This is a genomic window from Candidatus Neomarinimicrobiota bacterium (genome assembly GCA_017656425.1).
Classification (GTDB): Bacteria; Fidelibacterota; UBA2242; order UBA2242; family B5-G15; genus JACDNV01.
On the sequence record JACDNV010000001.1, the window covers coordinates 75362 to 89762 of the forward strand.

Below are 14401 nucleotides of genomic sequence, written 5' to 3' on the forward strand. Positions count from 1 at the left end.
AGGACAAAAATGATTAATATCGCAGTAATTAATCTTATAATAAGAATTATATGGTAATTTGGATAATATCTCCCCTTTATTCTTTTGAATGACAGCCATAAAGAGAAAATAAATAAGAGAATTATTAAAAAAGCAAAGATACCATTATAATTGAAATAAACAGAAAAGTTTTTCATTAAAAATTAAATACCAAGTTTTAAATTGGGAAATGGTGATATATTAAGCGGTGATGTATATCCTCTCTTTAACATTTCATATCCTGTATAAGCTATCATTGCTGCGTTATCGGTGCAATATTCAAGAGGTGGATAGTATAGTTTCACGCCTCTATTTTTTAATTCTGTATTAAACATCTCTCTTAACCTGGAATTAGCAGCGACTCCACCTGCTAAAACCAATTTATCTACACCTGTAAACTCAATAGCTTTAATTGTATTGGTTAATAACATCTCAATTATAGCCTCCTGATACGACGCACATATATGATTTATATTGGTTTTTACCCAATTCATTCCTTTTTTCTTAACAAGATATAAAAGACTGGTTTTTATCCCGCTGAAGCTAAAATCAAACTCCGATGATTTCAATTTTGCTCTTGGAAATGGATAAAAATCTTTTATACCAGATGCTGCCAATTTATCTATTATTGGACCACCTGGATAGCCCAGACCGAGAATTCTTGAACCCTTATCAAAGGCTTCACCCACTGCATCATCTACACTACGTCCTATCAATTTATATTTACGAAACTCCTCAACATATATTAGCATTGTATGCCCACCGGACACCAGAAGACACATAAAGGGGTATTTTAAATCATAGCAACTTAGAAAGTTTACCATAATATGGGCTTCAATATGATTTACAGCAATAAAAGATTTATTTAGAGTACATGCTATCCCCTTAGCAAAAGAAAGACCTACCAATAACGCTCCCATTAGCCCCGGACCATATGTTGCGGCTATTCCATCGACTCTATTTATATCTTTAATTGCTCCATTGATTGCATCCCTTGCAATCACTTCGATTAATCTTATATGTTCTCGAGATGCAAACTCAGGTACAACACCCCCATATTCCCTATGCAGTATCTGAGAAGCTACAATATTTATCAAAACATTATTCTTATCTACAATAGCTACAGATGTTTCATCACAAGATGTCTCTATGCCCAAAACAATCATATTTATCTACTCCTAATTATCCTCAATTCAATGCTATCTGGTATAACCTCATAGGAGATAATATCATTCGGAACTTTTACCAGTGGTTGATACGAAATAACACCTCTCCTATATTGTTTCCTATAATCCCATGTAACTTCTATATCATCTTTGTTTGCTTCCTTTAAAATACTAACTGCAGATACAAGCTTTACATTGACTACAGGGGGGTTTGAATAGATTTCTACATCCGCAGGTTTATTTAATATTTTTACGGGAATATCTTTAACAACCAATTCACTGATCAAATCGACTTTTTGGTAACATTCTACATACTCATGTGACAATCTAATATTATAACCAACTGGTTTTATTATCTTTAACTTTTCTTTAACATCTCTTATAGCGTTATTTATAACTTTTGATTCTGTAGTAAGCACCACGATTTCCTTTAAATAACTATGCGGTCCTTCAACGGTAACAGTATCAGGATTAATTTCAAGGTCACCAATCTTCATATAACCAGGAGCTACATTTATTTTGATCACGGGAACAATGAGCAGTTCCTTCCTGACATACTTGTCAAGTACAATTTCAACGGAATCAGGCCACACTATCTGATTGAAAGCTATGTTCGACTTCCTTGGATATATGATCTTTTCTGGATTTCCTACAAAATAAGAGTTTAAATCAAACTTGTAATAATAATTTATCCTTTGAATATCAAGTACGAATTTAAAGGAAGAACTTGGTGCTATAAGTAGGTATATTAAATCAAGTCCTCTTCCGGTAAATTTAGCTTTGACTTTACCGGGGACAAGATTCTTCAGTATTTTCCCTTCCTTAACATTGACCACATCCAATTTAACATCAAAGGTGTAGGAATATTCATTATTCAGTGCTGTAATAACCCAGATAAATAAAGTTATCAGAAGAATAGTAATCTTTGCTCTTATATCAATCGTAAAAAAGCTTTTTACTATCTGATAAAGTTTATTTTTTCTTTTTACACTTTTGTCAATTGCCATAAATAATGATAAGAAAAGGGCTTGGAAAAACCAAGCCCTTTTATAATATCATTTACTCAATTTTGACCATAATCATTTTTCTGATTTTTTATCCTTATCTTCTTTGTCCTTATTTTTATTTTCGGACTCTTTTTTCACCTTCTTTGTAGATTTCTTTCGGGTGGTCTTTGCTCCTTTCTTTTTCTCCTCAGGTTTTTCTTCCTTTTGTGCACGTGTTTTTCCCTTAGGCTTCTCCGCTTTCTCTTTTGATGCTTTCTTCTCTTGCTCTAATTCAGCTTTCCTAATTCTCTCTATTATTTCCTGTGGTATCTCTATCTTACTGGTAGCTTCCTTTACCTCCAATATATCTGCAATATCTGATTTTCTAGTTTTTCTACCCCCGCTAACCAATGTCAAAATAATTCTTTTCTCTTCTTTATTTAGATCCTGAACTTTTAACTTTACCTTATCACCAACTTTTAACTTTTTACTGGTTTTTTTCCCAGTAATAACTTCAGGCAATAGTACAATACCTTCTATCCCAAACTGCAATTTCACCCAGGCAACTTGCTCACCGACTCTATCTATCTCAGCTTCAATTATTGCCCCTGGCACATACAATTCTTCAAGAGTTGGCCATGGATCCTCTTCGACCTGCTTCATTCCAACTGTAATTCTTCTTGCATCTTTATTTATATCTAAAATTTTCACTTCTACTTCCTGTCCTCTCTTTAGTACCTCACGGGGGTGATTGATCTTTTTCGTCCAAGAAATATCGTCGATCGACAGGAATCCATCAATATTTTCATCCAGTTCAATAAAAGTACCACTTGACAGAATTTTTTTAACTACACCCTTATATATTCCACCAACTTTAAACTTCTCATCAATTCCCTCCCAGGGATCTGGAAATAGCTGCTTATATCCCAATGAAATTTTTCTTTCTTCAGGATCAATACTTAATACCTTCGCTTTCACTTCATCACCTATCTTAAACAGCTCAGATGGGTGCCTTATATGCTGCGTCCATGACATCTCGGAAACATGTATCAAGCCCTCAATGCCTTTTTCAAGCTCAACAAATACACCATAATTAGTCATATTGACAACTTTTCCCTTTACCTCTGATCCAACAGGGTATTTTTGCTCTATACCTTCCCACGGATGTGGCTGAAGTTGTTTTAAACCAAGAGAAACTCTCTGTTTTTCAGGATCAAAATCAATAACTTTTACTTTTATTTCCTGATCCAGCTGAACAACTTCGCTCGGATGATTTACTCTTCCCCAGGACAAATCAGTTATATGTAACAACCCGTCAAGACCACCTAGATCAACAAAAACACCGAAATCAGTTATATTCTTTACCCTACCGGTTAGTGTCTGTCCAACTTTTATTTTAGATAATAACTCTTCACGCTTTTCCTTAAGATCCTCTTCTAGCAGTACTTTTCTACTTAAAACAATATTTTTTCTCTTTTCATTCAGTTTTACAATTTTAAACTTGAAAGTCTTTCCTACATAGGAATCAAAATCAACAACGGGGCGAACGTCAATCTGTGAACCCGGGAGAAATGCATCAATTCCCATAACCTTAACAACCATACCTCCCTTTACCCTACCTTCAATTTTACCTTCAATCACTTCACCTTTATCATATATCTCACGAATTCGCTCCCATACCCTCATAAAATCCGCTTTTCTTTTCGAAAGTATCATCTGTCCATTTTCATCCTCAAGAACTTCAACAAACACTTCTATCTGGTCACCAATTTTTGGAAGATCACTCTCGTCAAACTCATATCTTGGAACTATACCTTCTGTCTTAAATCCTACATCAACGACTACAACATCTTCCCCAATAGAAACAACCCTTCCAATCAATCTTTGTTCGTCCGATACCTCCCTCAAACTACTTTCGTATATTTTAAACTCCTCTTTATCAAGTTTTTTCTCAATTTTCTTCAACTCATCAAGTGTAACTACTTTTACTTCCGCCTCGTATGGACCACTTTTTATTTTTTCAGTTCTGATAGGATTTACCTCTTCTATGGCTTCTTCTCTTTCTCTTCTAATATCCGTCATTACTTATTCACCTCCTTTTAGGCATCTATCTTTAATAATCTCCACTATTTTTTTTACCTGCTCATCAAATGACATATTTGTTGTATCAATTACAATAGCATCTTTTGCCTTTTTTAAGGGAGCATAACTTCTTGAAGAATCTCTATGGTCTCTTTCCTTTATTTCCTCAATAACTTCTTCCATCGAAATTTCTTTCCCAATCTTTTTATAATCCAACATTCGTCTCTTAGCTCTTTCCTCAACAGATGCTTCCATATAAATTTTTACATCGGCACCAGGAAAAACATTAGTCCCTATATCCCTACCCTCCATCACAATGTCATACTTTTTACCATATTCCCGTTGCTGAGCCACCAACATGTCTCTTACCTCAGGTATTACACTCACTGCACTAGCTATCTGACCTATTTCATTGGTTCTTATATCGATAGTCACGTCCCTATTATCCAGGAAAACCTTTAGCTCTCCATTTTCCCATTTGAAATCTATCTTAGAATTTTTAGCTATATCAATAATCTTTCCTTTATCCGATAAACTTAATCCCAACTCTTTTAACTTTAATCCTACCGCTCTATACATAGCCCCTGTATCTATATACAAAAAACCTAAGATTTTAGCGACTTCCCTAGATGTAGTACTTTTCCCTGCTCCTGCAGGACCATCAATAGCTACAATGATTCCCATTTATTTCCCTTATCTAAAAAAGCCTGTTAATTTAAGGAAGATCAACAAAAAAACCATTTATAAATTTAAGAAATTGACAATTATTACTTTCCTTTATTATCACTATCAAATAATGCTGATTGTGTTATCTCATCAATTTGTTTTATATCTGGTAAATCATTTAAAGATTTCAAACCAAAATACTCAAGAAATTTCTTTGTGGTCCCATACAACAAAGGACGTCCAGGTACTTGTTTCCGTCCCTTTATCTCAATCAATTTCTTCTCAAGAAGGGAACTAATTGGCCCATCTGAGTTAACACCTCTTATTGAATCAATTTCTATTTTAGTAATTGGCTGCTTGTAAGCTATTATAGCAAGCGTTTCCAAGGATGATCTGGTCAAATGTAGCTGCCCTCTTTTCTGGTATAATCTCCTTATCCATGGATCATATTCTTTTCTTACCACCATGCGGTATCCATTCGCTACCTCTTTAATAGTAAGAGGGCTTCCCTCCTTCTCATAGTAGTTTTTAATTTCATCAATAACTTTGGTTAAATCTATCTCCTCACCTATGCTAACTCTTACCTGCTCCTCCGTTAGCGGTTCTTCAGCCGTAAAAAGTAAAGCCTCGACAATCCTATGTGTTTGCGACAGCATCTACCTCTTTTTCCTTATTACACTTTATAATTATATCCTCAAAATTTTTATTCTGCTTTAACACAACCTCACCATTTTTAACCATTTCCAGTATGGCAAGAAATGTGATAATTATTTCAAATCTATTCTCAACACTATTTCTCAAATCACTAAATTTTAATTCTTTCTTTCCAACAAAGAAGCTTCTCAGTTGCTGGATTTTATCAGATACACTTATTTTTATACCTTCAATTTCATAAAGTGTGTTTTTCTGCATTGACTCTAAAAATCTCTTAAAAAGGGCAGCAAGATCATATAAATTAACATCTGATAAAAATAAATCAAGGTCTATCCCCTGAGTTCCCTTATCAACAGATACAGGATGAAATTTTAAGTTATCCTCCCACAGTATTTTCAAATACTCTCCTGCCCTTCTATATTTCTGATACTCTTCCAGCATTCGAACAAGTTCAGACCTGGGATCCTCGACTTCTATTTCTTCAATTTCTTCTTTGCTCGGTAACAACATTTGTAATTTTATCTTAATTAAAACTGCAGCCATTAATATAAACTCTCCGGCAATACGCAGATTCATATCACGCATAAGTTGAAGATAATTGAGGTATTCCTCTGTGATTTTTGCTATTGGTATATCATAGATATTTATTTCATCACGTTTGATAAAATAAAGTAATAAATCTAATGGTCCCTCAAAAACTTCAAGCTTTATATTATATGACATGTCTATCCAAGTTTCATTGCACTTCTAACTTCATTCATCGTATTTTCTGCCACTTCTCTCGCCTTTTTCTCTCCATCAACTATTATATCTATGATAAAATTTTTATCTTTTTCGAGTTCTTTTCTTTTATCCCTATATGGAGCAATTTCTTTATTTATTGCCTCTGCTATCTTCATCTTACATTCGACACACCCAAGTTTACCACTTGTGCATCCATTATATATATCTTCTGCATTTTCCTTATTAAATTTCTTATGGTAAGTGTAAACAAGACACAACCATGGTCTACCTGGATCTCCAAGTCGAATTTTCTGAGGATCAGTAAATGCAGTTTTCATTTTCCTCTTGACCTCTTCATAATCATCAGAAAGTAAAATTGTATTCCCCACTGATTTACTCATTTTCTGTCCGTCCAGACCTGGCAATCTTGCTGTCTCAGTCAACTTCGCCTCTGGAAGTGGAAATACAACCCCATAAGTAGAATTGAATTTCTTTGCTATTTCCCTTGTAATTTCAATATGTGGAACCTGATCTTCACCAACCGGTACCACCTCACCCTTATATATTAAAATATCTGCCGCCTGCAGTACAGGATAACCAAGATGACCATAGGTAATAGTTTCAAGTTCAAGGTCTCTTATCTGCTCTTTTAAAGTAGGATTCCTTTCCAGCCTGGCAGTCGTTATTAACATGGAAAATATAAGAAATAACTCAGAATGCTCTTTTATTTTGCTTTGACGGAAAATCGGACTGACCTTGGGGTTAATCCCAACCGCTATCCAGTCAATTACCATCTCAATAGTATTATTAAAGATTTCGCTGGTATCAGGATTCGTTGTAAGTACGTGATAATCAGCAATCAAGTGAAAATTTTCATATTCTCCCTGCAATCTCACCCAATTTTCAAGCGCCCCTACATAATTCCCCAGATGCATTTTCCCAGTTGGTCTCATTCCGCTAAGAATTCTTTTTTTCTTCTTTCCTCCTTTACCCATTAATATACTCCCGTCTTATTCCATAAACAGATATGGCCTCCATTCGTCAACTGGAGAATCAAGAAACTTTTGTAATGTATGAATTCTGTGAACTTTCCTTGGTTTATTCAGCAACCTCATCCCTGCTTGCTCAGGGGTTTTATTCCCTTTTTTGTTATTACATTTTACACAAGCTGTAACAAGATTTGTCCATGAGTCTTCCCCGCCAAGAACTTTTGGTATGACATGATCAATAGTCAGCTCAACTCCGGTAGCACCACAATATTGGCAGGTATACCTATCTCTCTTAAAAATATTTTCCTTACTTAGAACTGGCTCCCAATATTTAATATTAATATATCTCTGAATTCTTATAACACTTGGGACAGGAAATTCAGAGCTAACAGTATGAATAACACGATGGTCTACTGTCTTAACTATTGCAGCCTTCTGACTTACAACAAGAACAATAGCTCTTTTTACATTACAGATATGAATCGGTTCATACGACTGATTTAATACAAGAACTGCCCGATCTAAAATTCCCATCCCTTTTATAAAATCATCTTTATGAAGTTTTGATCAATCTCTAATTGCATGAAATCAAAGCTTACAATTTTCAAAGTATGATCAAAGCACCCCTTCCTAAGACATCCAACAATCTGTCCCTCACCTGGTAAATCGAATACAAATGTTGGAGCTGAGCAGGACCTGCATAGCTCTTTTTCATTTTTTAAAGATAGACTACAGTTGGGACAGTAAAATTCAACTATTTCACCATCGGGAACGTCAACTTCTGAAATGTGTTTATAACTACCAAACTCAGGATCTAAATAAATCATCCCTGATTTATCTTTCCAAACTAATTTTACACCTATTGATTTCATACCCCTTATCCTTACATCTGAATTCATTAGATCGCACCCATTTGGACAATGCGCAGATTGAATGTGAATTTGTGTCCCCTGAGGGACAAGATTAATCTTTTTTGCTTTTTCCTCATTACTTATTGACATAATAAAAACCTTGTGATGTATTCAAACCATGTTAAAATTAAACTATTATCCTCACATATGCAATTTATTGACACTGAATTTTTATAAAAAATGTACACTATCCTGTTTACCAATAACAGGCATAATCTCATCCCTCCAAGGTATGCATGAAAATTCTGTAGAATACTTACGTGAGAACCCACAACTTTTCATACAATTTAGAATTGAAAATGTACAATGTAGAATTTTTAAAAATAGAAAAGGGAGTATAGCTTTTTTACTTCATTAATAATCATCTCTTAAATTCTAAGCATTCTCAATTATACATTCTACATTTTCAATTAATTTTTATTTTAACAATTGGACTCAATGCAAATTAGTACTAAATAATCTTTCGAATGCCATCCTTTATGTTTGTATTATTTATTATATACTTAGCTAATTAAGATTTGTGGAGCTGATGGGATTCGAACCCACGACCTCTTGAATGCCATTCAAGCGCTCTCCCAACTGAGCTACAGCCCCATAAAAAGCAATTCAATTTAATTTATTGTTCTATATAAATCAAGATGAATTAATATAAGTTATCTAAGGCTCTCCTCACTTTTTCACTGCACTCAATTTATAGTAACAAAATTTAGAACCACCAAAACCTATTTCGGTATCTCAAAAACTTTATCAATAGCTTTTTTTGTTCTATCTAAATCATTTTTACTTATAACACAGGATATTGTCGAAATACTTGTTGATATACTCAAAATGTTTACGTGTTCTGAACCGAGAGCCCTAAAAAATCTACCTGCAATAGCTGGCTTCTCCCTGAAATGTGGTCCATACACACCAATAATTACAACATCAGTATCATACTTTATATCTCTCGTCTTTATTTTTTCAAAATAATCTTTCAAAATATTCTTTACCTTATCAAGATCATCCTTTTTTATACAGAAATAGATATCAGCACTATCATCTGCATTACTCCCTTCAGAAATATAAACAACATTGATATTATTTTCTCCTAGTGCACTCATCACTTCACCGGCTATCCCTGGTCTATCTGAAACACCAAGCACAGAAATAAGTACCAAGTCCTTTATCTTTACTATTCCGCTAATTTTTATCTTGTTACTACCAGACATAACCATTGTAATATAAATAATTGTTAAAGGATAATAAACTTATTTTAACTAACTCTTTAGTATTATAAATATCTATGCGGGATGAAATAATATACTAAGTTCCCAGATGTTTTCTTATTAAATCCAATAATTTATCGGGAGTTACAGGTTTTTCTACAAATTCTTCGACAGGTAGGAAATCTTCATCTTTATCCTTATTAAATTTAAATCCAGTTTCATGCCCCACGGCCGTAAGCATAATAATTGGTACTTCCTTTAAATTATCCGTCTGACGGATTTTATAAGCTACGAAGAAACCTTCGTCCTGTGTTCCCATCATCACATCAAGGATAATCAGATTTGGATTTTCATTTACTGCCAGCTCATACCCTTTCTCACCATCTTGTGCATCAATTACTATAAAGCCCTCTTTTTCTAAAACAATTCGTAAAGCTTCAACCAGATCAATATCGTCATCAATAATTAATATTTTCTTCTTCATAAATATTATACTCCTTTACTACTAATTTTACCAATTCATCTAATTTATTTTTTACCTCATCGGTCATCTCCCTACCTGGGGTAGTATCCCCAGGCTCAATGCCCAGCACAATTATTTCGCTTATATCGGTAAAATCGTTAGTCAGCTCTATTATCTCACTTAATCCAAAACTGTGTGTAGTAAAATGATTCTCAATCAGGCTTAATTTACTCCTTTTAGATAGATTAAATCTATGTATGGTACCAGGTTTCGATCCAGCTCTTACTGCATCAACAATTATTACCGGTCTATTCTCTTCAAGCACTTTCAATAACAACAGTCCATCATTCCCTGCAAATATAATATCATCATTGTCAATAACCTCAGATTCTCTCAATTTTTCCAGGACAATCTCCCCTATTCCATCATCACCGTACAATATATTTCCAAAACAAATAATTATAGGTTTAATCATATCTACTCAACAAACTCCACATCAAGCATATGTACAGAACAGGATATACAAGGATCATAAGCTCTCACGAGCATTTCAAGTTTTTTTACAATCTCTTCTCTAGGCTCATCAATTATTTCAGGTACAAGCTTTCTCATATCATAGTCTATATTCTCAAGATTCTGACCCGTTGGTATAATGCAGTCTGCCTTTATAATTTGTTCTTTTCTATCATAGATATAATCGTGATAAAGAATCCCCCTCGGTACCTCCGTAGCTCCTATCCCGCGCCCATACTTTTTCGGTTCCTGATCTGGTTTTTCATCTTTCAAACCGCAATTGAGTAGTCTATCGATAATCCTTATCGCATCCTCAGCACAATGCACGCATTCAACTACCTGAGCTATGGTATTCATATAAGGGTTATAACACGGTGCTTTGAGGTTCATTCTTTCTGCAGCTCTTTGAGCCTTTTCACTCAGTTTCTCATGGTTATTATTAAATCTCGCTAAAGCTCCAACCATATATGATTCTCTATTTGCCCTACAGTGTTTACTCGTGGAATGTGGAACTACAAATTCGTTTGTCATTCTTTTATATTCCTCAACAGGAACTCTTCCTATATCCGAAGAGTAAATATCACCATCATACAGCGCATACTCATCATCACATTGCAAACTTATATATTCTGTCTCCCTTTCAAAATTCGGTATAGAATCAATCAGCTGCCTCATCAACTCCACAGTAAAATCGAGATCCGGCACAATCTCCTGAATTTTTTCACGCAAAGCCTTTAACTCACCCGATTCTGGTATTCTAGTAAATCCTCCTGGCACTGGAGTTATCGGGTGAACAGCTCTCCCGCCTACAACTTCGCTTACCAAATTTGCTACATATTTTATTTTCAACGCTTTTGCAACCACGTCTTTATATTCACCAATCATAGCAAATACACTTGATTTTCCCACAAAGTCAGGAGATGCAAGAAATAAAGCATGCAGAATATGACTTTGAATAGTAGCACCATCAGTCAAAAGTTTCCGTAAAAGCACAGTTTGTTCAGATACTTCAATTCCTAGTGCTTCCTCTGTTGCTTTAAGAGATGCCATCTGATGCCCGAGGCAGCAAATACCACATATTCTCGATGTAATAATAGCTGCCTCTTTATAATTTCTCCCTTTCAGAATAGCCTCAAAATATCTGGGAGCCTCTACAATCTCCAAATATGCTCTTTCAAGCCTGCCTTCTCTAACATTGACTACAATATTACCATGTCCTTCTACCCTAGTCAGATGATGAACATTTATATCAAGATTTACACCCATTCAGCAACCTCCAAACTTAGCTACATCTTCATCTCTGTTACATTGAACATATTCATTCTCTTAACAGCCTCTTCTACTGAGTAACCATATCTTTTCAAAACCTCTATTGAGGCATTCTGATTTATATTGCTTACAAATCCTCTGCACCCTATACACGACTGCCCAAAGCTTGGACATCTTGCCCCACAACCTGCTCTCGTTACGGGACCAAGACAGAAAATACCCCTTTGCAATAAACACTCATTTTCTTTCAATTTGCATTCTACACATACAGCATAATCAGGTTGCTGAGGCTTCTTCCCCATCACCAGTGATTTAAAAACCTTCAAAAACTCTTCCTGAGTCATCGGACAACCGTAGATTTTATAATCTACTTTTACAATGGCATGAAGTGGCATCGCTGGAAGAGTTGGAAAAAGATACTTATGTTCGCGATAAACGGTTTCTCTAACCTCATCTATATCGTGAATATTCTTCAAAGAATTTATTCCACCATTTGTAGCACATGCACCGATAGCAACAAGCACTTTACTCCTTCTGCGTATATCGTTTATCCTATTGACACATTCTGGAGTGGAAATACTTCCCTCAACAAAAGCAATATCATAAAATTCAGCTTTATCATCCATTGCCTCCCTGAACTCCACTATATCAACATGCTCAAGTATATCCAGTAACTGATTTTCCAAGTTTAACTTATTTAACTGACATCCTTCACAACCCGTAAAATCAAAAAATGCCACCTTTATTTTTCCCCTCTTCTTCATATTGCCTCCTCAAGACCCTTAACCTCAAGATAATTAAAAACAGGACCATCCTGACATACATATAGATTGTTTATCTGACAGTGACCACACTTTCCAACACCACACTTCATCCTTCTTTCAAGCGACATGTAGATATTCTTTTCAGGAAATCTCTTGCTCTTCAAAGCAAGCAGGACAAATTTATACATAACAGGTGGTCCCACAATTGCGGCAATTGTATTTTCAAGATCAAGCTCAAGAGGTGGTATTAATGTGGTGATAACTCCTACATTGCCTTTCCAATTTTCATCTGATCTGTCAACGGTAACATGGTATTCAATATCCTCTCTTTCCTCCCACATTTTTAATTCGTCTCTATATAACAACTCTGATGGACTTTTTGCACCATAGAGAATTATTAATCTACCATAATCATTTCTGTTATCAATTATATAGTTTATCAAAGACCTCAGCGGAACAATTCCAATACCACCACCAATTATTAGGATATCTTTCCCCTTAAAAGCATTTACATCAAAGCCTCTTCCATAGGGTCCACGAATACCAATTTTATCACCTGCTTCCAATTCATGTATTTTTTCAGTGAGCATACCCACTTTTCGAATGGTTAGCTCGAAAAAGCCTTTTTGTGTAGGGGATGAACAAACGGAAATCGGAGCCTCACCTACCCCAAATAAAGAGACCTGAACAAATTGACCAGGAATGTGCTTTAAATCTCTACCACCTGGAAGTTTTATCTTGAAAAATTTTTCTGTTGCAGTTAGAAACTTTGCCTCTATAATTTCAGAAATCTCGGGGGCATATAAAATTTTCTTCTCCTTTGCTAACACGGTATCCATATCCATCTCCTCACAGACCTCATTTATACATATACTTTCTCTCTTTCCTCATGCTCTTTTATTAAGTCATTAACAACTTCAACCATGTTTATATCAGCTGGGCAGTATTGAGAACATCTTCCACAGCCAACACAAAATGGATATCCGTAATGATCAGTAATGTATTTGAATTTTCTGTGCAACCTATGACGAGTCCTTTGATATAGTTCTTTCCTAAAATTTTCCCCGCCTGCTACCATAGCAAATTCATTTAACATACAGGAATCCCAGCGCCTTGTTCTGCTCCCCATTTCAATTTTCAAGTCCACATCATCTTCTACATCAAAACAGTAGCATGTTGGACATACCAGATTACAATTTCCACAACCGAGGCACCGTTCTGATACCTTTTTCCATACATCATAATTATAACACTTCTCAAATATCTGCGGTAACCTCCCATAGTGGTATTTTAACTTCGCCTTAAACTCTCTTTCCTTTAGCTTATATTCACCCGATTCAAAATCCTTTATGCCATATTCTTTTAATAACTCTTCACCAGTATTGTCACAGGCAAACACCACATAATTATCTTCATCAACAATATCTATAAAAATTGAAAATCCTTCAGTATTTTCAACATCTATCCCGACAGATCCTGAAAAATGATATTCATCAGGTTCAAAACTGATACCTATGAAAGTTGAGTTCTCACGTCTCTTTAAATAATTATATTCTGGTTCACCTCTTGAGAAAACATAATCAAGCCTTAGAACTCCCTGCATATCATAGGAATGTACCCCAAAGAATATTTTATTTTTATTATCTATATCAGGTAATTCATATGAGTTATCATTTATTGTAAACTCAAGCAGAGTTTCTATTGGTGGCTGAAAAAATTTCTTTAATGGCAGTATTGTTCTTGGATAATTAAAAACTACTTTTGAAGGATCGTCCACCTCCTGAAAAGAAAATGATTTTTCACCTTTTCTATGGGGTGCATACACTCTTCCCTTCGTCTTTAAAAATCCTGTAAAATTACGTAGCTGTTTTTCATTTAACCTGACCCTCTTAAACTGAACTAAACTAAGTTTCTTTTTATCCATTCATTCCCTCTTCTTTTAAAAAAATTCACATAATAAGTTACAAAGATAATGCCAGACATTAAAAATAG

16 protein-coding genes and 1 tRNA gene are annotated in these 14401 nt (G+C 34.9%); all 17 read right to left on the reverse strand.

Annotation, left to right across the window (positions count from 1 at the left end; translation table 11 throughout):
* Positions 1–182: 182 nt before the first annotated feature.
* Positions 183–1184, reverse strand: coding sequence for a tRNA (adenosine(37)-N6)-threonylcarbamoyltransferase complex transferase subunit TsaD (gene tsaD / locus H0Z29_00310; protein MBO8129942.1), 1002 nt, complete (start codon positions 1182–1184; stop codon positions 183–185).
* A 2-nt stretch (positions 1185–1186) separates the two neighbouring features.
* Positions 1187–2191, reverse strand: a complete 1005-nt coding sequence (locus tag H0Z29_00315) for a hypothetical protein (GenBank protein MBO8129943.1) — start codon at positions 2189–2191, stop codon at positions 1187–1189.
* Positions 2192–2263: 72 nt separating this feature from the next.
* A complete protein-coding gene (locus tag H0Z29_00320) occupies positions 2264–4252 on the reverse strand; it encodes a 30S ribosomal protein S1 (protein MBO8129944.1) in 1989 nt (662 codons plus the stop codon).
* A gap of 3 nt (positions 4253–4255) precedes the next feature.
* Positions 4256–4936 carry a (d)CMP kinase gene (locus H0Z29_00325; protein ID MBO8129945.1) on the reverse strand — a complete coding sequence of 227 codons (681 nt, stop codon included), beginning with the start codon at positions 4934–4936 and terminating at the stop codon, positions 4256–4258.
* A gap of 83 nt (positions 4937–5019) precedes the next feature.
* A complete protein-coding gene (gene scpB, locus H0Z29_00330; GenBank protein ID MBO8129946.1) occupies positions 5020–5574 on the reverse strand; it encodes an SMC-Scp complex subunit ScpB in 555 nt (184 codons plus the stop codon).
* A complete protein-coding gene (locus H0Z29_00335) occupies positions 5555–6295 on the reverse strand; it encodes a segregation/condensation protein A (GenBank protein MBO8129947.1) in 741 nt (246 codons plus the stop codon). The genes scpB and H0Z29_00335 overlap by 20 nt, the downstream gene beginning before the upstream one ends.
* 2 nt (positions 6296–6297) lie before the next feature.
* Positions 6298–7290 carry a tryptophan--tRNA ligase gene (gene trpS / locus H0Z29_00340; protein ID MBO8129948.1) on the reverse strand — a complete coding sequence of 331 codons (993 nt, stop codon included), beginning with the start codon at positions 7288–7290 and terminating at the stop codon, positions 6298–6300.
* 15 nt (positions 7291–7305) lie between these two features.
* On the reverse strand, positions 7306–7818 hold the full coding sequence (locus H0Z29_00345) for an HNH endonuclease (GenBank protein MBO8129949.1): 513 nt from the start codon (positions 7816–7818) through the stop codon (positions 7306–7308).
* Between the two features lie 5 nt (positions 7819–7823).
* Positions 7824–8285, reverse strand: a complete 462-nt coding sequence (locus H0Z29_00350; protein ID MBO8129950.1) for a hypothetical protein — start codon at positions 8283–8285, stop codon at positions 7824–7826.
* A gap of 431 nt (positions 8286–8716) precedes the next feature.
* A tRNA-Ala gene (locus H0Z29_00355) sits at positions 8717–8789 on the reverse strand.
* Between the two features lie 128 nt (positions 8790–8917).
* Complete coding sequence (locus tag H0Z29_00360) at positions 8918–9403, reverse strand: ACT domain-containing protein (protein MBO8129951.1); 486 nt, start codon at positions 9401–9403, stop codon at positions 8918–8920.
* 94 nt (positions 9404–9497) lie between these two features.
* Positions 9498–9884, reverse strand: coding sequence for a response regulator (locus H0Z29_00365; GenBank protein MBO8129952.1), 387 nt, complete (start codon positions 9882–9884; stop codon positions 9498–9500).
* Positions 9859–10338 (reverse strand): hydrogenase maturation protease, encoded by a 480-nt coding sequence (locus H0Z29_00370; GenBank protein MBO8129953.1) that lies wholly within the window; start codon positions 10336–10338, stop codon positions 9859–9861. Before H0Z29_00370 ends, H0Z29_00365 begins: the two co-directional genes overlap by 26 nt.
* 2 nt (positions 10339–10340) lie before the next feature.
* On the reverse strand, positions 10341–11642 hold the full coding sequence (locus H0Z29_00375; GenBank protein ID MBO8129954.1) for a Ni/Fe hydrogenase subunit alpha: 1302 nt from the start codon (positions 11640–11642) through the stop codon (positions 10341–10343).
* 20 nt (positions 11643–11662) lie between these two features.
* Entirely contained in the window at positions 11663–12409 is a 747-nt protein-coding gene (locus H0Z29_00380; GenBank protein MBO8129955.1) for an NADH:ubiquinone oxidoreductase, read from the reverse strand.
* Positions 12406–13248 (reverse strand): FAD/NAD(P)-binding protein, encoded by an 843-nt coding sequence (locus tag H0Z29_00385; GenBank protein MBO8129956.1) that lies wholly within the window; start codon positions 13246–13248, stop codon positions 12406–12408. Before H0Z29_00385 ends, H0Z29_00380 begins: the two co-directional genes overlap by 4 nt.
* A gap of 23 nt (positions 13249–13271) precedes the next feature.
* Positions 13272–14333 (reverse strand): 4Fe-4S dicluster domain-containing protein, encoded by a 1062-nt coding sequence (locus H0Z29_00390; GenBank protein ID MBO8129957.1) that lies wholly within the window; start codon positions 14331–14333, stop codon positions 13272–13274.
* Positions 14334–14401: the final 68 nt, after the last annotated feature.